The sequence below is a fragment of the Hyphomonas atlantica corrig. genome (assembly GCF_000682715.1).
Classification (GTDB): domain Bacteria; phylum Pseudomonadota; class Alphaproteobacteria; order Caulobacterales; family Hyphomonadaceae; genus Hyphomonas; species Hyphomonas atlantica.
The window spans coordinates 87,180-110,073 of the sequence record NZ_AWFH01000002.1 but is presented as its reverse complement, the minus strand read 5'-3'; the positions used below and the strand labels follow the sequence as shown (position 1 = coordinate 110,073).

Annotated in this window: 17 protein-coding genes; 12 read left to right on the top strand and 5 right to left on the bottom strand. The window is 60.2% G+C overall.

The genetic code is table 11. From position 1 onward, the window contains the following. Positions 1-277 precede the first annotated feature (277 nt). The 4 genes from HY36_RS03710 (at position 278) to HY36_RS03695 (ending at position 8,776) form a co-directional block, all read left to right on the top strand. Entirely contained in the window at positions 278-1,624 is a 1,347-nt protein-coding gene (locus HY36_RS03710) for a hypothetical protein (protein WP_035548621.1), read from the top strand. Further along, positions 1,602-2,927, top strand: a complete 1,326-nt coding sequence (locus tag HY36_RS03705) for an aromatic amino acid lyase (protein WP_035548618.1) — start codon at positions 1,602-1,604, stop codon at positions 2,925-2,927. The genes HY36_RS03710 and HY36_RS03705 overlap by 23 nt, the downstream gene beginning before the upstream one ends. A 429-nt stretch (positions 2,928-3,356) precedes the next feature. Next, positions 3,357-6,125, top strand: a complete 2,769-nt coding sequence (locus tag HY36_RS03700; RefSeq protein WP_035548615.1) for a TonB-dependent receptor — start codon at positions 3,357-3,359, stop codon at positions 6,123-6,125. Positions 6,126-6,208: 83 nt separating this feature from the next. Further along, positions 6,209-8,776 (top strand): prolyl oligopeptidase family serine peptidase, encoded by a 2,568-nt coding sequence (locus tag HY36_RS03695; RefSeq protein WP_035548612.1) that lies wholly within the window; start codon positions 6,209-6,211, stop codon positions 8,774-8,776. Here the strand turns inward: HY36_RS03695 and HY36_RS03690 are convergent. The 4 genes from HY36_RS03690 to HY36_RS03680 form a co-directional block, all read right to left on the bottom strand. Then, the gene (locus tag HY36_RS03690) at positions 8,747-10,579 is read right to left on the bottom strand and encodes an asparagine synthase-related protein (RefSeq protein ID WP_035548609.1); all 1,833 of its coding nucleotides are present in this window, start codon (positions 10,577-10,579) and stop codon (positions 8,747-8,749) included. The genes HY36_RS03695 and HY36_RS03690 overlap by 30 nt on opposite strands. A gap of 14 nt (positions 10,580-10,593) precedes the next feature. After that, positions 10,594-11,355, bottom strand: coding sequence for a lasso peptide biosynthesis B2 protein (locus tag HY36_RS03685; protein WP_035548606.1), 762 nt, complete (start codon positions 11,353-11,355; stop codon positions 10,594-10,596). Beyond that, positions 11,342-11,485: a hypothetical protein gene (locus tag HY36_RS18325; protein WP_155841683.1), complete on the bottom strand. Its 144-nt coding sequence runs from the start codon at positions 11,483-11,485 to the stop codon at positions 11,342-11,344. Before HY36_RS18325 ends, HY36_RS03685 begins: the two co-directional genes overlap by 14 nt. A 109-nt stretch (positions 11,486-11,594) precedes the next feature. After that, positions 11,595-13,019: a tetratricopeptide repeat protein gene (locus HY36_RS03680; RefSeq protein WP_035548604.1), complete on the bottom strand. Its 1,425-nt coding sequence runs from the start codon at positions 13,017-13,019 to the stop codon at positions 11,595-11,597. A 250-nt stretch (positions 13,020-13,269) separates the two neighbouring features. On the opposite strand from HY36_RS03680, the gene HY36_RS17620 reads away from it, so the two are divergent. After that, positions 13,270-13,683 (top strand): helix-turn-helix domain-containing protein, encoded by a 414-nt coding sequence (locus HY36_RS17620; protein ID WP_051602481.1) that lies wholly within the window; start codon positions 13,270-13,272, stop codon positions 13,681-13,683. Positions 13,684-13,880: 197 nt separating this feature from the next. Here HY36_RS17620 and HY36_RS03670 read toward each other — a convergent pair whose 3' ends face one another. Next, a complete protein-coding gene (locus tag HY36_RS03670; RefSeq protein ID WP_035548603.1) occupies positions 13,881-14,750 on the bottom strand; it encodes a LysR family transcriptional regulator in 870 nt (289 codons plus the stop codon). Between the two features lie 111 nt (positions 14,751-14,861). Here HY36_RS03670 and HY36_RS03665 point away from each other — a divergent pair, with 111 nt between their 5' ends. The 7 genes from HY36_RS03665 to HY36_RS03635 all read left to right on the top strand — a co-directional run bounded on the left by HY36_RS03665 (position 14,862) and on the right by HY36_RS03635 (position 22,892). After that, a complete protein-coding gene (locus HY36_RS03665) occupies positions 14,862-16,361 on the top strand; it encodes a CoA-acylating methylmalonate-semialdehyde dehydrogenase (RefSeq protein ID WP_035548600.1) in 1,500 nt (499 codons plus the stop codon). A gap of 3 nt (positions 16,362-16,364) precedes the next feature. Next, positions 16,365-17,141 (top strand): enoyl-CoA hydratase-related protein, encoded by a 777-nt coding sequence (locus HY36_RS03660; protein WP_035548597.1) that lies wholly within the window; start codon positions 16,365-16,367, stop codon positions 17,139-17,141. Positions 17,142-17,246: 105 nt separating this feature from the next. Beyond that, a complete protein-coding gene (locus HY36_RS03655; RefSeq protein WP_035548594.1) occupies positions 17,247-18,380 on the top strand; it encodes an acyl-CoA dehydrogenase family protein in 1,134 nt (377 codons plus the stop codon). A gap of 2 nt (positions 18,381-18,382) precedes the next feature. Beyond that, positions 18,383-19,414 carry an enoyl-CoA hydratase/isomerase family protein gene (locus HY36_RS03650; RefSeq protein ID WP_035548592.1) on the top strand — a complete coding sequence of 344 codons (1,032 nt, stop codon included), beginning with the start codon at positions 18,383-18,385 and terminating at the stop codon, positions 19,412-19,414. A gap of 1 nt (position 19,415) precedes the next feature. Then, positions 19,416-20,306 (top strand): 3-hydroxyisobutyrate dehydrogenase, encoded by an 891-nt coding sequence (gene mmsB / locus HY36_RS03645; RefSeq protein WP_035548588.1) that lies wholly within the window; start codon positions 19,416-19,418, stop codon positions 20,304-20,306. A gap of 1 nt (position 20,307) precedes the next feature. Further along, positions 20,308-21,555, top strand: a complete 1,248-nt coding sequence (locus tag HY36_RS03640) for an NAD(P)/FAD-dependent oxidoreductase (protein ID WP_051602480.1) — start codon at positions 20,308-20,310, stop codon at positions 21,553-21,555. 164 nt (positions 21,556-21,719) lie between these two features. Further along, entirely contained in the window at positions 21,720-22,892 is a 1,173-nt protein-coding gene (locus tag HY36_RS03635; RefSeq protein WP_035548585.1) for an acetyl-CoA C-acetyltransferase, read from the top strand. Positions 22,893-22,894: the final 2 nt, after the last annotated feature.

Below are 22,894 nucleotides of genomic sequence, written 5' to 3'. Positions count from 1 at the left end.
GTCGAGATCGGGAGGCTTGTTCGTGTCGTCCGAGGTGCCAGGGGCCAAACCGGATCCGGCAACAAAGCTCAGAGATGGGGCCGGGTTCTGGATCCGGCGCTTTCGCGCTCAAGATACATTGCGGATGGTCGTCAGGATATTGAATGCGCTCGCCGACTGATTGGAAATGAAAGACATCCTGCCCGCGCGGGTTTTTTCTTACATTCAAAACAGGCTAGGTTGGTGGAAGCCCCCTGAACAGGGCCAGAATCGTGCCTGCAATATGGGGGAATAGAAGATGAGATTCGGGTTGTCAGTCCCATTCCGGACACTCCTCAATCTTGAATCCGAGATCGTTGGCGTACACAGGAAGGATGCTGAGATCGCTCTGAGGCAGGCCTTTGAGCCGATCGGCGATCTGGAAATCGTCGCCTCATTGCAGATTTTTGCAGGAAATGCCTCGGCCAAATTGAAGACCCTGTCTGATGATGCCTTGCCCTGGTTCTCAAGGCCGATTGCCACAATGGCCCTCTCTGACAGCTGGCGTGAAGAACAGGGCGCGCGCAAATCAGGTGATGAACCAGATATGTCTGGCTCGGCCGAGCCAAGCATTGCGGTAAGCACGGCGCGGGTCGAGGTCTATGACAACACGCTCGCCATACTGAGCCTGACCGGCGACATTGATGTCGAGACAATCCCGCCAGACTGGACCGCAGATATTTTCGAGAGATGCTTGTCCGAATTTGCAGAAGGCCTCATTGCCCCGCTCAACAATCTTCTGGTCATGCCAGCCATCGCCCGCCTGGAAGCCCGCAAGGTCGACTGGCCCCACAAGCCCTATCTCATGCGACCACGCCAGAAATACCAGATATTCTTTGATCTGAATGATCACGATTTTCCCAGATGGGACGAGTCTCGTTCTGCTTTCTTCTGGGCTCATCGAATCTACCAGCTGGACGAGGACCAGCGGTCGGAGTCAGATCTGACCACCTTGTTGCGGCTGAACGAGATCCGAACCTATGGGCTTCACGGCAAGGATGGTTCGATGGTCTATACCGGGTCCAGTATTGTTCGCGACGAGTCCGATCTCGATGCGTTCCTGAAGGCATCCTCGCTGGCACAATATTTCTATTGCATACTTGATGTTCTGAATGACAATCAGAACGAGGTCTATCGGGCCCTGTCGGCGGCATCGACGCGCCGCGAAGTCGAACGTCTCATTCCCCGCTTTCACCGGATGGAGAATTTTGTCGACTATGTTTTCAATGAAGCGCGGGATGCCGAAATCTCTCTCCAGGGGCCGCGGCGACGATACTTTGAAACGCTGTTCAAGACGTTTGGTATGGACCATCTGGCCGATACGCTGAGGTCGCGGGACCAGTTGGTTCGCTCCAGGCTGGATCGCAAGTCCTTCCAGGTCGCCAAAACAGACCGGCGGCTCCTGCAATTTGCCCTGTTTGTCCTCGGTGCCACGCAAGTTTTCAATTTCGTGCTCGATATATTCGGTTATGTGAAGCGTCCGGAGCCGGGACAGGTGCCGGGCCTGGTCGATTTGTTTGGCTGGCTGGACATCAATCTGACCTTCAATGCCATCATCCTTCTCGTCATCCTGGGAGCGCTCTATGCCTCATTCCGACGAAATTAGCCTTCTGGCCGAACTGATCTCGGATATCCGCTCAGGCCGTGTACTGGCTGAGCTTTCCGAGGCCCGGTCTCATATTGCCGAGCAGTACCAGGCCTTCGAGGATATCATGGCGGCAGACGCGCCGCCGCATATTTACGGGGTCAACACATTGCCCGGGCATCGGGAAGGCGAGCCCATGCCAGCCGATTTCGCTTCGTCCTATCAGAGAAACCTGATACATAATCATTGTCTTCCGCAAACGGAGTTTGTGGACAGGGAGACGGCCTATTTCATCCATCTCGCGAAATGTTTGACCATATCGGCCGGCGGGGCGCTGATCTCCCCCGACCTCTACCAGATACTCCTGGACCTTTCCGAAGATCCTGAGTTCGCGCCGCAGATTCCGGCTGGCGCCTCCTATTCGTCGGGCGATGTCATTCCGGCCGCCTATTGGGCGCGGTCCGTGCTTGCTGCCCGTCCGGATTATGACTTGAAGCCGGGTGAGGGGATGGCCCTGATCAATGGTGCCTTCGTCCATATCGGAACGGCGCTGGCCGGGTTTTCACGTCTTGAAAAGGTCTGGACGACCTATCAGGAAACCACGCGGCAATTTCTGATGCGCGTACCGGCCAATGATGCCTTCATGACACCTGCCGCTCAGCCCCGGGTCGAGGCCGCACTGCGCTTTGTTACAGAGACGAGCCGGTATCCCGCTCCGGGCGATCTTCAGCCCCCCGTATCCGTGCGGGCCATTCCCCAGACCCTGTCGGCCTTTCATACATCCATTGCCGGATTTGCTCGTGAACTGCTTGCCAGTCTGAGCCAGCCAAGCTCCAATCCGCGTATCGGCAAAACCGTGCAGGTCGAAACGCGCATCCTCCCGAGCGGGTCCTTTGTGGCGCCCTCGCTCTCACTCGCGACAGGGCAGGTGATCGATAGTATTCTCATGCTCGGCTGGACCCTGGTTCGACGGATGGAGTATTTTCTCAGCGGCCAGGTTGAGGGTGTTCCGCGCGACGGCACCGGGCCGAACGATCCAATCGGCCTGATTCAATGGCCGAAACTGGCTGCGGCAAACCTCGAACATATGCGGATGCTGAACAGTCGCCGCGTTTTCGCGTCAGGCGGTGCAACTTCCTATGGCGTCGAAGATTTCTGGACACATGGCATGATCGTGGCCCAACAACTCTCAGGCTGTCTCGATACGCTGATGGACATTCTGGAATTGGAGCAAACCATTCAAAGACAAGTGCGGGATGAGACATCGAGCCGAACTGACACGACACCTGAATCTCGCGCGGCAGGATTTCTCTATTCCGGATAGGCGTCGATTGAGGTCGGCCATCGGGTGGGAGTGATGAGACGACCGGTCTAAATCTACGCACTTTCTGATACCTGCATCAGGTCTACTATTCTGACAAATCCTGGCGGGCGTTTTGCCTTGATTGGTAAATCGTCCGCAGGAGACATGCTGGTGTCGATGAAAGAGCCCATTCTGCCCGCTAGATAAGAAGAGGTTGGGTTAAATCTTCAATGTGTGGTGGGCGATTGGGATAAGGGTATCGGCGCACCTGGACTTGAGACGGCGCAGGCTCATGGCTATCGGCGAACAAAGGAATCTCAGCGCAGGCCGTTCAAGCGCTGGGGCCCGACCCATCTGATCCGTGGATTAATTATACCCTCTCTTCGGCTGAGCTTGTTGTCCCTGGTAACGGGCTGCATGGGGCAGGCCGGAGACGACCGGAGGGGATCCGTGACAATTACCAGAACACTGGGCCAGGGGGCGGCCGTTGGCTTGCTTGTCGGCCTGTTGGCCGGAACGCAGCCAACCAGCGCACAGGAGACGGATGCGTCCTTGTCCGTACCCATACAGATTGAGGCCGGCCCGCTGAGCGCCGCTCTGAGGGAGCTTGCCGCGCAAGCGGGCACACCGGTCCTGTTCTCGGAGCAGCTGACCGCCGGTTACAGAGCTGACACGCTCACGGGTACGCTCAGACCGGAGGACGCGCTGGCGCAACTCCTGTCGCATACAGAGCTTGAAGCCATGTCCGGACCCGGGGGCGTGTTCGTGATCCGCCGGAAGAAGGGGGAGGAAAAGCCCACTCGGATCCCGGAGGCGGCGCCCGCGCGGGAGCCGTCCAGTCCGGATTCGGAGGCCGGAGCGGCAGCCCCTGAAACCGAAATGGCCGACCGGCTGATCGCGGACACGATCCTTGTCACCGGCACGAGTCTGCGCGGCCTCGCCCCGGAAACCTCGCCCCTGCAGGTCTATGACCATGACGATATCCTGGGGAGCGGGGTCACCACGATCGACCAGTTCATCCGGGCCCTGCCGCAGAATTTCGGGGGCGGCTCGACCGAATTCACCTCGGTCGGCCTGCCCAATGATGCCAATTCCCGGGCCAATAATACATATGGGGCCAGTGCCAATCTGCGCGGGCTGGGATCGCGTGGCACGCTGGTCCTGCTGAATGGCAGCCGTCTGGCGCCAACGTCCGAGATCGGCGATTTCGTGGATCTCTCCCTGATCCCGGTCTCGGCGCTGGACCGGGTGGAAGTGCTGACCGACGGGGCCTCATCAATCTATGGCGGGGATGCGGTGGCCGGGGTGATCAATTTCATCCTGCGCGATGATTTCGAAGGCGCCGAGACCGCGCTCCGCTATGGACAGGTCACATCCGGCGAGATGCAGGAGATCCGCGCCAGTCAGACTCTGGGCCGCAATTGGTCGGGGGGCAATCTGCTCGCCACATATGAATATTTCGACCGGGGCAATCTGACTCTGGCCGACCGGCCGGAGATCGGCCTGTTTGACGGGGCGAGCGAGGCGTTTGATTTGCCCGACCCGGCCCTGTTCGACCTCCTGCCGGAGCAGCGAAGGGACAGTCTTGTCCTGGCCGGCCGCCAGGAGGTGACGCCGCAGCTCAGCCTGGATTCCATGCTGCTCTATTCCGACCGGTCGACGCATCGCTCGCAATTCGGGCGCAATGGGACAGTGGAAAACTCCGATAGCGGATCGCAGAGCCTGACATTTGCCCTGGGGGGAGACCATGACTTGCCGGGCGGCTGGCTGGCCTCGCTGGAGGCGAGCTATAGCCAAGTGCGCAATGAGGAGCGTCGCCGCGAAGTCTCCCGCGTGGATGATCTGCCTTTTTCCGACAGCCGGATCGAGACCGACTCCGATGTCTGGGCGGTGGATGCCCGGATCAGTGGGGACCTGCTCCGTGTGCCCGCCGGGCCGCTCAAGGCGGCCCTGGGCGGGCAAATAAGGCAGGAATCCTTTGCCAATGAGATTCTCGGAGACCGGATCAGCGCGGAAGGCGAGCGGGATGTGGCGGCCCTGTTCGGCGAAGTCCAGATCCCGCTCATCGGGGAAGGCAATGCGCAGCCCGGCCTGCAGCGGCTCGAACTCAATCTGTCGGGACGTCTGGATGACTATTCCGATTTCGGCAGCAGCGCCAATCCCAAATTCGGCCTGCTCTGGTCACCCGTCGGCGGGCTCAATCTGCGCGGCTCCTACAGTACCTCCTTTGCGCCGCCAGCCCTTGGCCGGACCTTTTCGGTCAGCCGGACGGGCCAGATCCTGCCTTACCAGTTCATTCTCGACCTGTTCGGGCTCGACGCGCCGGATCCGGGCCTGGCGGATCTCGATTACATGCAGGTCCTGGGAACGGCGGGCGATCTGGAACCGGAGACGTCCCGGACCTTCACGGCAGGGTTCGATACGGACATCCGGCGCGGCCCTCATGCCTGGCGCGCCAGCCTGTCCTGGTATGACATAGAATTCGAGGACCGGCTGGGCACGACTCCGGTACCGGATGGCTTGCTGGATTTCCATGCGCCGAATATCGCCTGGGAGGATCCGTCTGCCTTCCCGGAGGGCAGTGTGATCTTCTATCCGTCCCAGGATGAGATTGACGCCTTGGTCGCGACCTTCCAGCGTCCGATCGGGGTGCTCCTGGATGCGAGCCTGGATCGCGTGGGCATCATCAACAATGTCAATGTCGTGCGCAATCTCGCCCGGACCGAGACACAAGGGATTGATCTCCAGCTGGACTATGAAACGCAGACAGAATGGGGCGATTTCTCCGCTGGCCTCAATCTCAACCATATCCTGGACTTCACCCAGCAGGCGTCCAGCTCCACACCGGCGGTTCCGGCGATCGATACCTATCTCAATCCGGTGGATCTCAAAGTGCGCGGACGGCTCGGATGGTCACGGGACGGCCTCAGCGCAAATCTCTTCCTCAATCATAGTGATGCCTATCAGACCGACGGGACAGACGCGGCGGTGCCTATTGACGCCTGGACAACGGCCGATCTCAGCCTGAGCAAGGGGGTCAGTTTCGGGGAGGCGGCCTGGCTCCGCGCCGCACAAATCAGCCTGTCAGTCACCAATCTGTTCGACGAAGCGCCCCCGAAAACCCCGTCCGACGGGGTCTACAGCCTGGCTGGATATGATCCGACAAATGCGTCCCCCCTGAACCGGTTTGTCGCGATCGAGATTCGCTCATCCTTCTAGCCAGGACGGGGCCGGGCCGCGGAAGCTCCTGTCGCTCTGCAGGCCTGGCCCCAATTTCTTTCCCAATTCAATCGGGTGTCTTCATGTCGTCTCTGTATCGCTGCCTTGCCATGTTCGCGGCCGTCTGGAGCCTTGCCAGCTTTGCCCTGGCAGATCCGCCTGGCCGCAGGCTGGACCTGGAGGACCTTATGAAGCTGGAAGGCATAGGCCGGGCCCTGCCGGACCCGGCCGGGCGCTGGATCCTGTTTGAGCGAATCCGCCCCTATGAGTCCTATCCCGATTACGGGTTCGGCATGTATGCCTTCGGCAAGAGCGGCCATGAAATCTGGCGGCTGGATGTCCGGTCAGAGGCGCCGCCGGAGCCGCTGCCTGGCCTGGATCCGGAGGCGCATACCTATTTGCAGGGCCTGTCGCCGGACGGGGCCTTCCTGGTCCTGATCGAATGCCATCAGGGCAGGACCGGCCTGGTCATCTATGAACTGGCAACCGGGCGCCTTCGCCGTCCGTCGCCTGTGCCCGCGCTGTCCCGGCTCGGAGCTCATGAGCCGGTCTGGATCTCGGATCATGAACTCGTCTATGCGGCGCTGCCTGAGGGCGCCCAACCGCCAGACACAAGTATCCGCATGGCCACGGGACGGGCCCGTATCACTCTCTGGGAAGCGGCCTGGCGCGGGGATACGGTGACAGCCACAGAAGTGCGCAATGATCTGACGGGGCAGGCAGTGGCGGGAGACCTGATCAGGCTGGACACAAGATCCGGCCAGGTCAGCCATCTGGGAAACGGCCTGCATGCAGATCTCTCCCTGTCGCCGGATGGACGCCATCTGGCGGCTCTGGCCAAGTTCCGGGATCCTAGGCGGGCAGAGCGCGACCGGGCCAGACTGGAGAGCGTGCATCATGAGCTGCGCCTGATCGATCTGAGCACGGGAGATATCGAAGCGCCGGCGCCGGGATGGGATGTGTCCCCCGGCAGCCTGGCCTGGGCGGCGGAGGGTCAGAAGCTGGCCCTGTTTGCCGTCCCCCAGGGCGCGCCCTGGTCCAGCGGCACGCATCATGTCCTCGAGCTGGGGCAGCACCGGCTGAGACCCTATCCGCATCCAGGGCTCGACCTCGTCTCCGAACGCGAGCGGAGCCTGTTGCAACGGCCGGAACGGGCCCTCCTGCTGGAGGCGGGACTCGCCGTCCTTGCCCGGCCAGCAGCGGATCCGGAAGCCGGGGAGTCGCATTTCACCTATCGGGATATTGCCGAGGCCGGGCTGGCCCGGCCGGACTGGTACCTGATTGCGCCAGGCCAGTCCAACCGGAATTTGACCGAGGGGCTGGAGGCGGTGTCCCCGGTTCCGCTGGATGCAGGTGCCACGCATCTTGTCGTGCAGGCCAGGGACGGAATTTACCGCATCGACGCGTCCGGGCGGCAGGACAGGCTGACCCCGGACGGGTATTCGGACATCGCACCGCACTGGCCATCCAGCATGATGGCGGGTGCCGGCATCCTGCGCGCCGGGTTCGGAACAGAAATCCTGATCGAGGGTCGGCAAGGCGGTGCGCGGCAGATCGGTGTGATCGATTTCGCAGACGAAACGCCCCGGATGCGGCCTGTCATGGCAGGGCTTGGCCACGACGGGCAGGCACTCGCCCTGAGCGCGGGCGGGGACGCGCTCCTGCTGAAGCAGGCCAGTGAAACAGGGACCCGGCTTGTCCTCGTCACTCCGGCTGGGCAGGCTCAGACGCGTCTGTCTCTCAACACGCACCTCGACGGCCTGGATTGGGGCGAATGGCAGGCTCTTTCCTATAGTGTGCCGGATCCTGCAAGGCCTGGCCGCACGCATGTCGTGACATCCTGCATCCTGATGCCACCGGGCCGGGAGGCGGCGCATCCGCCGCCAATGATTCTTGATATCTATCCCGGAGCGCGCCCGAGCTGCACGTCCCGCACGCCCCGTCTGGCCTATCCCGATCCGCATTCGCCCTATCTCTGGGCTGCCAGAGGGTATGCCTATGCCCGCATTGCCGCGCCGCGGGACATGATCCGGACCGAGGCAGGCCCGATTGCCGGCCTGCCTGAGATGACGCGGGCGGCGCGCCAGGCCATTCTCGAGGCAGGGCTCGCCGATCCCGACCGGCTGATACTGCACGGGCTCAGCCAGGGCGCGGTGGCGGCACTTCATGTTGCGGCGAAGACGGAAGGGTTTGCGGCCGTGATTGCCCAGAATGGCTGGGCGGATCCGATGAGTCACTATTTCGGGCCGCCGGGCGTCCATACCGACCTGTCTCCCGATCTTCTGGGTACGAACATGCCGCGATACGAAGCCGAGGCTGGCAGTGATTTCGCCATGGGGGTAACGCCTTTTGAGGATCCCGACCGCTATGTGACAAACAGTCCGCTTCTCATGGCGGGCGATATAGAAATCCCGGTCCTGCTGATCCATACGGATATGGACGGGTTCCCGAAATCGCAATTCGACCAGATGTATGCCGCGCTTGCGCGCCAGGGCAATCCGGTGCGCTATGTCTGGTATGCTGGCGAAGGACATGGGATTTCGAGCCCGGCCAACATACGCGATCTCTGGGAGCGCCTCACCCGGTTTACCGGGGAAATTGCAGCGCCCGGACCGGCCCCGTCAGGACCGGACCAGTCGGGCCGTCCGTGAGCGCGCAGCGCGCATCCAGGCTTCCAGCGTGTAGAGCTGCAACATATCGCGAAACGTGGCAGAGGCGGTCATGGCGCGATCTGCGAGGAGGCGGTCCAATTCGGCGCGACCGAGAAGGCCAGCCTCCATGAGGCAGCCCTGTGACAGCGCGGTTGCAACCTTTTCCCAATCGCCGGCAAGTTGCCGCGCAAAATATTGTGTGGCTTCGCCCTTGCTTGTCCGACGGCGGATTTGATCGGGCAGGTCTGACGAAAAGGCCATGCGGGCCAGGCCCCGATTGATACCGCCAAGACATAATTGCCAGACCGGCAATCTCAGGCAGAGCTCGATCAAGGGCTGTGAAATGAGGGGGTGGATCACATGCCGACCGCTTGCCCGGGCGAGGGGATCGCGGATCTGGTACAGGTGCGGCAATGTGCTGATCTGCTCGAACTTGCCGGGGGGAAGGTCTCCGGGGCGCAAAGCCCAATCCGGCAGGCCTTCCAGCCACTCCCCGGACTTGCCCCCTGGCAGATCCAGACGGTCGAGACGCCCCATGATGGCGGTTTCCAGGGCGCTGCGCGCCGGCCGGCCCAACAGATAGGGCAAATTGCTGGCAAAGGTCTTCCAGAGGGAGGTGTCGGAAAGGCGGGCGGCATTCAGCCATTCCGTCCACAGCCGGGCATAGGCACCCTGCCGGATATAGTCGGTCAGGCCCAGGGGAGACCGGGTCATCAGGAACAGATGATCTCCGCCCTGTCCGGTAAAGAAGGTCGTTCCAGGGGATCTCAGCCTGTCCGGCAGGATTTTGTCGAAGCCCAGACCCAGGAAATTGCGCCAGGGGCGCGCCGAGGGCGGATGGGCGTCCGGATCCGGCAGGGCGCGGGAGGGAGCGACATCAAGGGCAAGGATGTCCAGGCCGAGATGGGCACATGTGGCCTGGGCATGGACAAGTTCCGGAGCATCTGCCGCGCGGATATGGTGATGGACTATGTCCAGGCGTTTGTCATTGCAGACCCTGGCGAGACAGGCGGTCACAATGGAGGAGTCGAGTCCGCCGGACAGGTCCATGGCAATGTGCCCGCAGGCTGAAGCCCAGCTCCCGACACAGTCGCGGACGGTTTCGCGCAAGGCCTCGGCCGCATCCTGGTCGGACAGGTGGAGCGGCTGACTTGCCAGGGGCCGGGGGTCCCAGATCGTTTCCGGACTGGCGTTAGGCCGGCTCAGCTCCAGTCTCTGCCCACCTCCGAGTTCGTGAATTTCACAATAGGCCGTCCGGCCCGTCTGGATCTTGTCATAGACACGCAGGCGCCGCAGACTGGCCAGGTCGAGGGTCAGATCCGTTGCGAACTCGTCCGGACAGGCTTCGAGATGTGAGAAGACACAGGCAATCTCGCCATGCCGGCGATAGAAGCAGGGAATGGCGGACACAGGATCGACAAGGAGGCGGATGGTGTCTCCTGTCTTGAGGATCAGCACATAATGGCCCCAATATTCTGTCATCAGGGCCCTGCCGCCCGTCCGGCAGATCCGGCGGGTTTCCTCCGGGCTCAGCCGGTCGAGGGGCCGCAGGGAGCCCGCCGCTCTGCGAAACAAGGTGCCATAGAGGCAGCCGGCCGGGACACCCTCAGCATTGTGAAGGGGCAGGATCCGGCAGGCAGGATGCCCTGTAGGGCTCAGATCGGCCAGATACAGGCCAGGCATCCGGAAGGCGGACGGCCTTTCAGGCTGATGCGTTTGGAGGGCCCAGACAAGATGCTCAACCCGGCGCGTGGCGTCTTCATTCCCGGCCGGCCAGGCCAGGCAGGCAAAACAGGGCGGCATGCGGCGTCGCCTCCCTAGACAGACAGGATCTTGGTATAGGAAAGCACCGTGTCCTGATGGTCATTGAGGACAATCCCTTCATGCTCGACCCAGCAATGGGCGCAGAAGGGGGCGAGGCGGACACCGAATTCCCAATCTGCCGGTATGCCGAAAACATGAAGGTAGCGGACCAGTAGCAGGCTGCGGAACAGGCAGGATTCGTGACGGGTAAAGAGGAAAGGTGTAAAGCGATGGAGGGATCGTGCATGGTCGATCGCTTCATAGAGATGATTGGGGCCGCCCGGGATCTGATCCTTCCAGCGTCTCGCAGCCTGGATCATCTGCGAGAAGGAATGCAGACGCGTCAGGATAAGGCTGGTCAGGAGGGCGCGGAGAAGGGGGAGCGGCCGGATCCGCGCCTTGAGGACATCGCCATAGGCAGACCCGATCGGCGGCGGACGCACACAAGGTCTGCAGCCTGGCGTAGCTGAGTGCATCTCGCGCAAGAGGTCCAAATCTACGAACCGGCTTTCCGCTCTGCGCAAATCCCCATTTGGCGCCGTCTCTCCTTCCAGCTCATAAAGCGCCTGGAAGGCTTCGGCATCCTCACCGGTCATTGCGAAATAGCGATCTGCCTCGATATCCAGAAAGATGAGCGTGGACCCGATTGCGCAGGCATGAAGCTGCGGGCGCAAGCCAAAAGCAAACCGGGAGGAGGTGTGCGGCGGTGGTCGACAGGATGAGGGCGCCGGTGAAACGCCCTCATCCCTCATGCGGGCCGGATCAGCCGGCTTCATCGCGGGAAGTCGGTGAGACACCGAATTCGAAGGGTTGCATGAAGCGACCTTTCGTCTCTTCCGAGACACTGCCGAGATCCAGCAGGTCAGACTCCTCCAATGCGGTTGGGTCAAATCTATCGCGTTCCATATCGATTTCCTTTTCGGTCAGGAGGGGATGCCGCAAAATACGGCAAGTAGAATATATAATAAACCAAAGGGGGAGTCGAGTCGCATGTCCGCGCCTGAAGACCATTTCATCAGGACGTGTACGGTTGAAAGGGAGTGCGGCTGGCATCGCCCGCAGTCCAGAGGTCAGGATGCCGGGCCTGATCGAGGGGGATGGGCAAGGGGGCACGTGCGAGCAATGCGCGTGCCTTGATCGGGTCGGCCTGCAGGAGGGCGGCCCGGGCACGGTGCGCGGCATAATAGGCGCGAACATGAAGCGCCACGTTCCACAAGGCGGGTGACTGGACGACCGAGGCAAAATACGGATCCGGCACACGCCAGGCGGGACCGTAAAGCGCGCGCAGGCACGCGCTGGCTGTATCAGGTGACAGGCTGGAAAGACCCCGCTCATCTTCTGGCCCAGACTGAAAGACAGGGATACGCCACTGGACATCTCCTGGCCGGTCACTGAAGCCAAAACTGAAATACTCGCCCGCACGATCCAGGCGGAACAAATCAATGCTGATCCCGTCCCAGAGGACCGGTAAATAGCGATCTCCGCGCCGGGCATGCCGCTCAAGGAGAAGGCCGGGATGTTCGCGGACGAGGTCTACCGGATCGGCCCGGCATCCTGGCGACGGGATGAGCCCGATGTCTACGTCCCGGTCCTGATCCAGAAGGCGCCCATTGCGGTAAAGGCCGAGAAGCGTCCCGGCCATCGGAACCGGAATGAGCCCGGACTCTCGAAGCAGGAAGGTGAGGGATTTGAGGGCGTTTTCGGCCCGGCCCGTCTCCAATTTCATCTGGATGGGCACGGCCGGGATATGATCTGGTGTGAGCGCGTGCAGGGATTTCACCTTGCTGGCAAAAGCAGAGGCATAGTCTCCCGCAAAATAGGCGGCCCGGGCCCGCAGATCATGCGCCGTCGCTGCATCCGGGATCTCGCCGGATCGGGCATCAAGCAGACACCCGGCAAGATCCGGACGACGCAGAGTGATACATGCCTTGGCAGCCGCTTCAATCAGGCCGGGGTTTCTGTCCGAACACAGCTTGCGGGACAGGATGGCCTGACTGGCCGCCAAGGCCTCAAGACGTTCGCCTTCTATAGGGGTGAGGTCCGCCAGCGAATTGAAACCCCGCCAGGAGTCTGGCGCGATGCGGACGAGGTGGCGGACCGTCTCAAGCGCTTCGTCACGTCGGCCGAGCCTCGCATATGCAATACTCTGACCCAGGAGCGCTGACTCGCAATGCGGTTTCTTGCGCAAGACGAAGGTAAAAACTGTCAGGGCCTCGTCAGCCTGCGCGAGATGCAAGAGAACCCGCCCGAGCAGGAGTCTGGACGGCATATGCCCGGGATCACACACCAGAGCTTCGTTCAACCTTCGCATTCCGATGGAAATATCGCCAGTCCGGATGAGGTGGACAGCGTGAGCGTAGGCGCGGCCCGCCGCTGCCGACAGCGTTTCTGTAACAGCGACGCGGCCCCGATTATCTGAAGTCTTCGGTGAGTATGACATCTGAAACTCCGAAGAGGTAGACCGGAAGGGCCATCATAAGGGGAATCAGGATTAGTGTTAAGGTAGAAATCCGGTAGTGTCACAGCTTCGCCGGAGTCTTTTCGGCGGGCCAGAGACCTGCGGGGCCAGGGCGGTCATGACCGGGTGTTGAAGAGAAACTGTTGCCAAGGAGGGAGGATCGCCGAAATATTCAGAAAAATCAGTCGCATCTTGTTGGTCCCATGAAGATGCCGTAACCGGAGGAGTTGCCATGCCGCGATCACGCGCTGCCAGCAAAACAGAAAAGACACAGGACAGGAAGAATAGGACTGGACGCTCTCCGACCGAGATCGACCGGATTGTCGGCGCCAATCTTCGCAAGGTGCGCTTGCGCCGCGATCTGACCCTGGCCGGGCTCTCCGCCGAAATGGGGATCAGCCATCAACAGCTCCAGAAATATGAAATCGGGACAAACCGGCTCAGTGCCGGCATGATGAGTATTGCGGCGGAGGTGCTGAATATACAGATTGCTCATTTATTCGAGGAAGATGAGCAATCCGCTTCCGGAAAAAGCCGGACGGCGGAAGGCGGCCTGCGGGAGGAGGCCGGTTTCTGGCTGACCCGTATCCGTTCCAGAGCGACGCTCCAGCTCGCCGTCCGGATACTGAAAGCCCTGGCCTCCTGAAACTTCCTGACCAGACGTCTGGCTCATTCCGTGCGATCGGGATGTCACATTCCGGCAAGCCGGACGTCCGGTCATGCAGGGCCATCTTCGAGTTTCTGATCCTGAGGACACGGCAGGCGCGCTATCCTGCCCCGGCCTGACGGTTCCCTTGGCTTCTTCTGTTGTGAATCTTCCGACCTCATGCCGGAAAGCATAGTTCAGGGCAGATCATTCATCAGATTGCCGAGAAAGTCGATCATCAGCCGGTTCCGGGTCAGCGAGGCGACATCCTGATGAACGGCGAGCCAGAATGAGCGAGTCACCCGGATGTCATCAGGCAGGACCGGTACAAGAACAGGAAGTCTCTGCGCCATGAAGACAGGCAGAATGCCCAGTCCGGCACCCGACGCAACGATTTCAAGCTGTGAGAGGATGCTCGGACTGCAGATATGGGGCCTGAGTCCGGGCAGGAGATCCTCGAAATAGCGTAATTGGGACGAATAGATCAGATCGTCCACATACCCAATCAGCGTATGATCCTGAAGGTCGGAGCGCGACCTGACCGGAGGGGTCTTTTCAAGATATTCGCGGGTTCCATAGAGGCGCAGAGAATAGTCAGATAGTTTGCGGACCTTGAGCCGACCTACCGCCGGACGCGTCAGAAGAATGGACATGTCGGCTTGCCGCTTTGGCACACTGACAAATCCAGACAAGGCAATAAGATCGATATCGATCTTCGGATGGCTATGCTTGAAGTGCTTCAGGGCGGGCGCGATCACGGCCGAGCCGAGGCCTTCCGTAACTCCCAGACGGATACGTCCGGCGGCACTCTGTTCGGAGGCTGCTTCGGACAGAATATCCAGAAAGATCGATTCCATGGCCTCGACCTGTAAGGTCAGCCGCTCTCCTGCAGGGGTGAGAACATGTCCGCGGCGCGTGCGTTCGAACAGAGTCATGCCAAGCTCCTGTTCCAGACGTTTTATACGCCGGCTGATCGTGGTGGCGTCGAGCTGAAGATGGGCTGCCGCCCCCTCGAGCTTTGGCTGCCGGGTGACATCGAGAAAGATTTTCAGATCATCCCAATTCATAAAATGCTTTCTGCCTGCATCAATGCAGGTGTGACCTGCATATTGATCAGTTTACCGGAGGGCGAGCCGAATGATAGGAAAAGTAAAACAATCATACTAGAGGGTAACGGAATGGCGCGGGAAATTAATCACCTGATTGGCGGAAAGTCTGTCACCGGCAAATCCGGCCGGTTCGGCGACATCTACAATCCCAACACCGGTGAGGTTCAGGCCCGCGTCGCGCTGGCGACCCGTGATGAAGTTTCCCAAGCCATCATGAATGCGTCAGAGGCGTTCCCGGCCTGGTCGATGATGAACCCCCAGCGCCGCGCGCGGGTCATGTTCGAATTCAAGCGCCTGCTGGAAGCCAATATCAATGAGTTGGCTGAATTGTTGTCGGCCGAGCATGGCAAAGTGGTCGCGGATTCGCGCGGTGACGTGCAGCGCGGCATCGACGTGGTCGAGTTTGCCTGCGGCATCCCGCATTTGCAGAAGGGCGAGTATACCGAGGGCGCAGGCCCCGGCATCGATGTCTATTCCATGCGCCAGCCGTTGGGCGTGGTCGCTGGCATCACGCCGTTCAACTTCCCCGCCATGATCCCGTGCTGGATGGCCGCGGTGGCGATTGCCTGCGGCAACACTTTCATCCTGAAGCCGTCGGAGAAAGACCCATCGGTGCCGATGCGCCTTGGCGAATTGCTGCTCGAGGCTGGCGCGCCGGAAGGGGTTCTGAACGTGGTCAATGGCGACAAGGTGGCCGTTGATGCCATCCTGACCCATCCGGAAGTGAGAGCCGTCAGCTTCGTCGGGTCCTCCGACATCGCACAATATGTCTATGCCACTGGCACGGCGCACGGCAAGCGCGTTCAGGCCATGGGCGGGGCAAAGAACCACGGCATCATCATGCCCGATTGCAACATGGAACAGGCGGTGAAGGATATTGTTGGCGCGGCCTATGGCTCGGCCGGTGAGCGCTGCATGGCGCTGCCCGTGGCCGTCACGGTCGGCAAGAAGACCGGCGATGAATTCGTTGAGCGCATGGTCGATGCCGCCCGCAATCTGAAGGTCGGCGTCTCGACGGATGCAGACGCACATTACGGCCCGGTCGTTTCGGCTGCGCACAAGGCCAAGGTCGAAAGCTACATCCAGATGGGCGTCGATGAAGGCGCAGACCTCGTGCTCGACGGTCGCGGCCTGAAGCTGCAGGGTAATGAGAATGGCTATTTCATCGGCCCGAACCTGTTCGACAATGTGAAGCCGACGATGCAATCCTACAAGGAAGAGATTTTCGGCCCGGTGCTGCAGGTCGTCCGTGCCGAGACTTTGGAAGAGGCTGCAGCGCTCCCCTCCAATCACCAGTATGGCAATGGTTGCGCGATCTTCACCTCGAACGGCCGGGCCGCGCGCGAGTTCGCTGCCCAGGTCAATGTCGGCATGGTCGGCGTCAACGTGCCGATCCCGGTGCCGGTGAGCTATCACACGTTCGGGGGCTGGAAGCGGTCGGCCTTTGGCGATACCAACCAGCATGGCCCGGAAGGCGTGCGCTTCTGGACAAAGATCAAGACCGTCACCCAGCGCTGGCCCGAAGGTGATATTGGCGATCAGGCCTTTATCATTCCGACGATGGGTTGAGGCATGAGCACTTACGACACGATCACTTTCGAACATTCGAATCGCATCGCGCTGGTCACGATCAACCGGCCGGACAGCCTCAATGCGCTGAACCAGAAGGTCATGGCGGAAGTCGCCGACGTGTTCGCCCGTATCGACCGCGACAAGGATATTGCCGTCAGTGTGCTGACCGGTGAGGGCCGCGCCTTTGCCGCGGGCGCCGACATCAAGGAAATGCAGCCGCAGAGCTTCTCCGACATGTATGTCGAGGATTTCTTCGGCCTGTGGGACCGGTTCGCGGCCTGTCGCAAACCTGTGATCGCGGCGGTCAATGGCTTTGCCCTCGGCGGCGGGTGTGAACTGGCCATGATGTGCGACATGATTATTGCGTCCGACAAGGCAAAGTTCGGACAGCCGGAAATCAAGCTGGGCGTCACGCCCGGCATGGGCGGCTCGATCCGCCTGACCAAGGCCGTCGGCAAGGCAAAAGCCATGGACATGGTGCTGACCGGCCGGATGATCGATGCCGCCGAAGCTGACCGGATCGGCCTTGTCTCCCGCGTTGTCGAGCATGACACGCTGATGGACACCGCGATGGCGGCCGCGAAGGAAATTGCTGGCTATTCCATCCCGTCCATCATGGCCGCCAAGGAAATGGTCGGCCGCGCTCTGGAAGTCTCCACTGCCGAAGGCGTGAAGTTCGAACGCCGCCTGTTCCAGGGCCTGTTCGGAACGGCAGACCAGAGAGAAGGCATGGCCGCCTTCGCTCAGAAGCGCGCACCAAAGTTCAGGGATGCCTGACAGGTGTTTCCTGAAGCCCGACCGTGCTCCTCCGGGCGTATCGGGCTGAACTGGGCGCCTGCTGCATGCATAGATGTGCAGGCGCCCCTTTTTTGAAGTTGATTCATGTTGTTGACTGAAGAACAGATTCTGATTTCGGAAATGGCGGAAAGCTTCGCCAGACATGAACTTCGTCCCCATTCAGCCCTTTGGGATAGGGAAGAGTATCTGGAACGCACGACCTTGTCGGCACTGGGTGACCTTGGGTTTGGCGGCATTTATACCAGGGAAGAATATGGGGGTTCAGGCCTGGGTCGACTTGATGCAGCGTTGATTTTCGAACAGCTCTCGCGCGGCGACATCAGTCATGCCGCCTTTCTGTCCATCCATAATATGGCGACCTGGATGATCGACCAGTTCGGCAATGATTCGTTGCGCGCGAAATATGTCTCTCGCCTGACCGCGACTGAGCTGATTGCCTCCTATTGCCTGACAGAACCAGGAGCCGGGTCCGATGCGGCAAGCTTGAGGATGACGGCAAAACGAGACGGCGCAGCTTATGTCCTGAATGGATCAAAAGTTTTCATTTCGGGGGCTGGTTTCTCGGATGTCTATCTCGTCATGGCGCGTACGAGCGAGCAGGGCGCCCGCGGCATTTCAAGTTTTATCGTCGACCGGGATGCTCCGGGTTTGTCCTTCGGCAAGCCAGAGGAGAAGATGGGCTGGCGCGCCCAGCCGACCGCCATGGTCAGTTTTGATAATTGCCGGATCCCCGAGACCAATCGTGTGGGGGAAGAGGGACAGGGATTTCGCTTTGCGATGGCCGGACTTGATGGGGGGCGCCTCAATATTTCTGCCTGTGCTCTTGGGGGTGCGCAGGACGCGCTCGACCGAGCTTTGGCCTATGTGCAAGACCGCAAGCAGTTCGGCCGAACAATTGCCGACTTTCAGGCGACACAATTCAAGCTCGCGGATATGGAAACGGAACTTTCGGCAGCCAGGTCCCTGCTCTATGAGGCTGCCCGCAAGGTCGACGCAGATGCACCCGACAAAACAAAATTCTGTGCCATGGCCAAGCGTTTCGTCACCGATGTTGCGTTCAAGGTCGCCAATGAGGCGCTCCAATTGCATGGAGGCTATGGCTATCTCGCCGATTATGAAGTCGAGCGCATCGTGCGAGACCTGCGCGTCCACCAGATTCTTGAAGGAACGAATGAGATCATGCGCGTCATCATCTCACGTGAGATGTTGAGGGGATAAGTGTGACTGAAACTGTGATCACAGCGCGCAAGCAAGGCCGGGCCGGGCGCCTCACATTGAACCGGCCAAACGCCTTCCACGCACTGAATGCCGACATGGTGGGCAGGATGACCGATGCCTTGCTCGTCTGGCGAGATGCGGCTGACGTCGATTTGATTGTGATCGACCATGCGGAAGGGTCTCGGGGCTTTTGCGCGGGCGGTGATGTTCGCATGCTGGCGCAGTCCGGAGCGAAGGATGGCCGTGATGCTTCCGCCTTTTTCGCCGCCGAGTACCGGCTCAACACTCTGATCAAAGAGTATCCAAAACCCTATGTCGCCCTCATGGATGGTGTTACAATGGGAGGTGGTGTGGGCATTTCGGTTCACGGGTCCCATCGTATCGCAACCCGGAATACCCTCTTTGCTATGCCGGAATCCGGGATTGGTCTGTTCCCCGATGTGGGGGGGGGATGGTTCCTGCCCCGGCTCCCGGGCAAGCTTGGCATATGGCTGGCTCTGACGGGGGCGCGATTGAGGGCGAGGGATGTTCTGGCCGCCGGGATTGCCACACATTTCATTGAGGAGGGGGCGGGGCTTGCAGACACGCTCTGTGAGCACGGCCTCAGCGCGCTGGATGATCTCCAGACATCGGCCTGTGCAAGTTTTGCCGATCATATGGCGCAGATCAATCTCTGCTTCGATGGGGCCAGTATAGAAGCCATTCTGGCAAGTCTGGATACGGGAAGTGACTGGACGGCCAAACAGGCCGGGATACTCAGAACCAAATCTCCTTTAACCTTGAAGATCGCGCTCAGACAGTTGCAAACAGGCGAAAGGATGACGGATTTCCGCGAGAACATGCGCATGGAATACCGTATCGGGACCCGTCTTGTCCGCACGCGCAATTTCCAGGAGGGCGTCCGCGCTGTCCTGATCGACCGGGACAATGCGCCCTTATGGGAACCCGGAAATCTTGACGATATTACCCCGGCTATCCTCGAGGGCTTCTTTGAGCCGCTGAGTGACGCGGAACTCACTTTCATTGGAGGATAGGATGACTAAGATCGCATTTATCGGGCTCGGAAACATGGGCTCGGGCATGTGTGCCAATCTCTGCAAGGCGGGCCATGAGGTCCGTGCCTTCGACCTCAATGCCGAGGCGGTGAAGGCCGCCGAAGGCCACGGGGCAAATGCTGCGGCCACTGTCGCGGATGCGGTGAAGGACGCCGAAATCGTGGTCACCATGCTGCCCGCGGGCAAGCATGTCCTGGCGGTTTATTTCGGCGATGACGGCGTGGCGTCCCATGCAGACACGGGCGCGCTCTTTCTCGATTGCTCGACCATTGCGGTGGAGGCTGCCCGCGAAGCGGCGTCCAAGGCCGAAGCGGCGGGTTTCCTGATGGCGGATGCGCCCGTGTCCGGCGGCACGGCGGCAGCAGATGCCGGCACGCTGACCTTCATGGTGGGCGGCCCGGAGGAAGCCTTCGCGAAGGCCAAGCCGATCCTCGACGCGATGGGCAAGAATATCTTCCATGCGGGCGGCAGCGGGAACGGCCAGGCAGCCAAGATCGCCAATAACATGCTGCTCGGCATTTCCATGATCGCTACGTGCGAAGCGTTCAATCTCGCGGAAAAACTGGGCCTCGACGCGCAGACCTTCTTCGACATTTCCTCGACAGCTTCCGGCCAGTGCTGGAGCATGACCAGCTATTGCCCGGCGCCCGGCCCAGTTCCGGCGGCGCCATCGAACCGCGACTATCAACCGGGGTTTGCGGTCGCGATGATGTTAAAAGACCTTCATCTGGCCGCCGCTGCCGCGAAGGCTGCAGGCGCAGAGGTCACGCTCGGGGAGATGGCAGAAAAAATCTATCAGGATCTGGATACCAGGGGTCATGGCGGCCTCGATTTTTCCGGCGTGATGAAGGATCTCCGGGGAGGACTTTGAGGTGGCGCGCAAGATATCCTCTGTCGTTCTGATCGGGGGCGGTCAGGCGGCCGCGCAGGCGGCGCAATCCCTGCGCATGTCCGGTTATGACGGAAAGCTCTCCCTGGTTGGCGACGAACCCGTCCTGCCTTATCAGCGTCCGCCGCTGTCAAAAGCCTTCATGAAGGGCGAGCTTGCTGAAGAGCGGCTCTATTTCAAGCCTGCGGCATGGTATGAGAACAATAAGATCGACACATTATTGTCCCAGCGTGTGCTCGGGATTGACCGGTCAGCCCAGAGGATCCGTCTCGAGCATGGCGGCGATCTGCCTTATGATGCGCTCATCATTGCGACAGGTGCGCGCCCCAGACCCTTGCCGGTTACGGGAGCTGATCTTTCCGGCGTTCATGCTCTGCGCTCACTCAGCGATGTCGAAAGAATTCGTCCCCAGATGATCTCAGGTCGGAAAATGGTCATCATCGGAGCCGGATATATTGGTCTGGAAGCCGCTGCCGTTGCGCGCCAATTCGGGCTTGATGTGACGGTGCTGGAGATGGCGGACCGAGTGCTTGCGCGTGTCACCAGTCCGGTAATCAGCGAATTCTATACCCGTCTTCATCATGCGCGGGGCGTTGATATACGCCTTGGTGCCAGGCTTGCTGGCTTGAGAGGTTCCCGGGGAAGAGTCACGCAGGCGGTGCTGGATACGGGTGAGTCCATCGACGCCGATATCGTACTTGTTGGTATCGGAATCCTGCCAAATACCGAATTGGCAGCCGCCGCGGGACTTCAATGCGCAAATGGAATTCTAGTCGATGAGGATGCGCGGACATCTGATCCGTGCATCTTCGCTGCCGGGGATTGTACCGTTCGGCCCATTATCCCGTATGGTCGAACCGGTCGTCTGGAAAGCGTCCACAACGCGATTGAACAGGGCAAACTCGCAGCTGCGGCCATCATGGGGACAGACCGACCGCGCGTGGATTGTCCCTGGTTCTGGTCTGATCAGTTCGATATAAAATTGCAGATTGCAGGCCTCTCCACAGGGCATGATGATATTGTGCTGCGTGGGGAAATGTCGACTTGTAGGTTTTCCGCCTTCTATTTCAAGACGGGACATCTCATCGCTGTTGACGCGATCAACAGTCCAGCAGACTTCCTGGCGTCCAAGAAGCTGATCCTGAACCAGGCGAGGCCCAGCAAGGTTGAGTTGGCAGACACTGCAGTGCCGATAAGAGACATCCTCGGCAAGATGACGGTGCAAGGGTGATCTGGTGCTTGGATGGCACCGCGATCGCCCTCCCCATGACATGGCGACAGGCAGGTTTCCTCCGTCATGCAGGCCAAGGTGAACAAGTCCCGCGAAATGGACAGGGCGGGGCGGTATCCGTGTTTGCACAAGACATAAACATTCTTTCCCTCTAGGAGCATAAAATGCCGTATGCCTACATTGTTGAAGCCGCACGAACCGCTGGAGGGCGCCGCAAGGGCGCGCTTTCCGGCTGGCACCCGGCGGACATGGCCGCTGAGATCCTGAATGCTTTGGTTGAACGCTCCGGAATTGATCCTGCGGCGATAGAGGATGTAATCATGGGCTGTGTCAGCCAGGGGGGCGAACAGTCCACGGCATTGGGACGCAATGCTGTACTGGCGTCCAAGCTCCCGCGAAGCGTTCCGGGCGTGACGATCGACCGGCAATGCGGATCCTCCCAGCAGGCCCTGCAATTTGCTGCGCAAGCCGTGATGTCGGGTACGCAGGACATGGTGATCGCTGCTGGTGTGGAAAGCATGTCGAGAGTGCCAATGAATTCCGCGATAGATGTTTATGCCCAGGCAGGCATGGGAAAGGGGCCCTGGAGTGACAGAATCCAGCATACATATGGGGTCAGGGAATTCAGTCAGTTTAGGGGTGCCCAGATGATTGCGGACAAATATGGTTTCACGCGCGAGGATATGGATCGGTTTGCCCTTGAAAGCCATCAGAGAGCGGCCCGTGCGACCGAGTCCGGCGCTTTCAATTCTGAAATTGTGCCTCTGGACATTGGCACCAGCGCCGGTGCGGTGGCTCATGTCCAGGATGAAGGCATACGCTACGATGCCAGTCTTGAAAGTATCGGCTCGGTCAGAACCCTTCAAGAGGGGGGAACCATTACGGCTGCAAATGCCAGTCAGGTCTGCGATGGTGCCTCCGGCATCCTCGTCGCCAGTGAAGCAGCCCTGAAGACGCATGGCTTGGAACCATCAGCTCGGATCGCAAGCTTGCTCGTGACGGCCGGAGATCCTGTCATCATGCTGGAGGAACCAGTGTTTTCGACACAGAAAGCGCTGGTCAGACAGAATATGAAAATTGAGGATATCGATCTCTATGAAGTGAATGAGGCCTTCGCTTCGGTCCCCATGGCCTGGCTCAGAATGCTTGATGCTGATCCGGCAAGAATGAATGTGAATGGGGGAGCCATTGCTCTTGGTCACCCGCTCGGCGCCTCGGGCACAAAACTGATGACCACGCTCGTACATGCCCTGCGCGCCCGGGGAGGACGGTTTGGACTTCAGACCATGTGCGAAGGGGGAGGCATGGCAAATGTCATGATCGTCGAGGCGATGTGAGG

Bases quoted from the DNA above. Each gene is read 5' to 3' on its own strand.
- HY36_RS03705 (WP_035548618.1), top strand. From the start codon at position 1,602: ATGCCTCATTCCGACGAAATTAGCCTTCTGGCCGAACTGATCTCGGAT.
- HY36_RS03690 (WP_035548609.1), bottom strand. From the start codon at position 10,579: ATGCCGCCCTGTTTTGCCTGCCTGGCCTGGCCGGCCGGGAATGAAGAC.
- HY36_RS03695 (WP_035548612.1), top strand. From the start codon at position 6,209: ATGTCGTCTCTGTATCGCTGCCTTGCCATGTTCGCGGCCGTCTGGAGC.
- HY36_RS03685 (WP_035548606.1), bottom strand. From the start codon at position 11,355: ATGAAGCCGGCTGATCCGGCCCGCATGAGGGATGAGGGCGTTTCACCG.
- HY36_RS18325 (WP_155841683.1), bottom strand. From the start codon at position 11,485: ATGGAACGCGATAGATTTGACCCAACCGCATTGGAGGAGTCTGACCTG.
- HY36_RS03680 (WP_035548604.1), bottom strand. From the start codon at position 13,019: ATGTCATACTCACCGAAGACTTCAGATAATCGGGGCCGCGTCGCTGTT.
- HY36_RS03635 (WP_035548585.1), top strand. From the start codon at position 21,720: ATGCCGTATGCCTACATTGTTGAAGCCGCACGAACCGCTGGAGGGCGC.
- HY36_RS03670 (WP_035548603.1), bottom strand. From the start codon at position 14,750: ATGAATTGGGATGATCTGAAAATCTTTCTCGATGTCACCCGGCAGCCA.
- HY36_RS03660 (WP_035548597.1), top strand. From the start codon at position 16,365: ATGAGCACTTACGACACGATCACTTTCGAACATTCGAATCGCATCGCG.
- HY36_RS03710 (WP_035548621.1), top strand. From the start codon at position 278: ATGAGATTCGGGTTGTCAGTCCCATTCCGGACACTCCTCAATCTTGAA.
- mmsB (WP_035548588.1), top strand. From the start codon at position 19,416: ATGACTAAGATCGCATTTATCGGGCTCGGAAACATGGGCTCGGGCATG.
- HY36_RS17620 (WP_051602481.1), top strand. From the start codon at position 13,270: ATGCCGCGATCACGCGCTGCCAGCAAAACAGAAAAGACACAGGACAGG.
- HY36_RS03655 (WP_035548594.1), top strand. From the start codon at position 17,247: ATGTTGTTGACTGAAGAACAGATTCTGATTTCGGAAATGGCGGAAAGC.
- HY36_RS03665 (WP_035548600.1), top strand. From the start codon at position 14,862: ATGGCGCGGGAAATTAATCACCTGATTGGCGGAAAGTCTGTCACCGGC.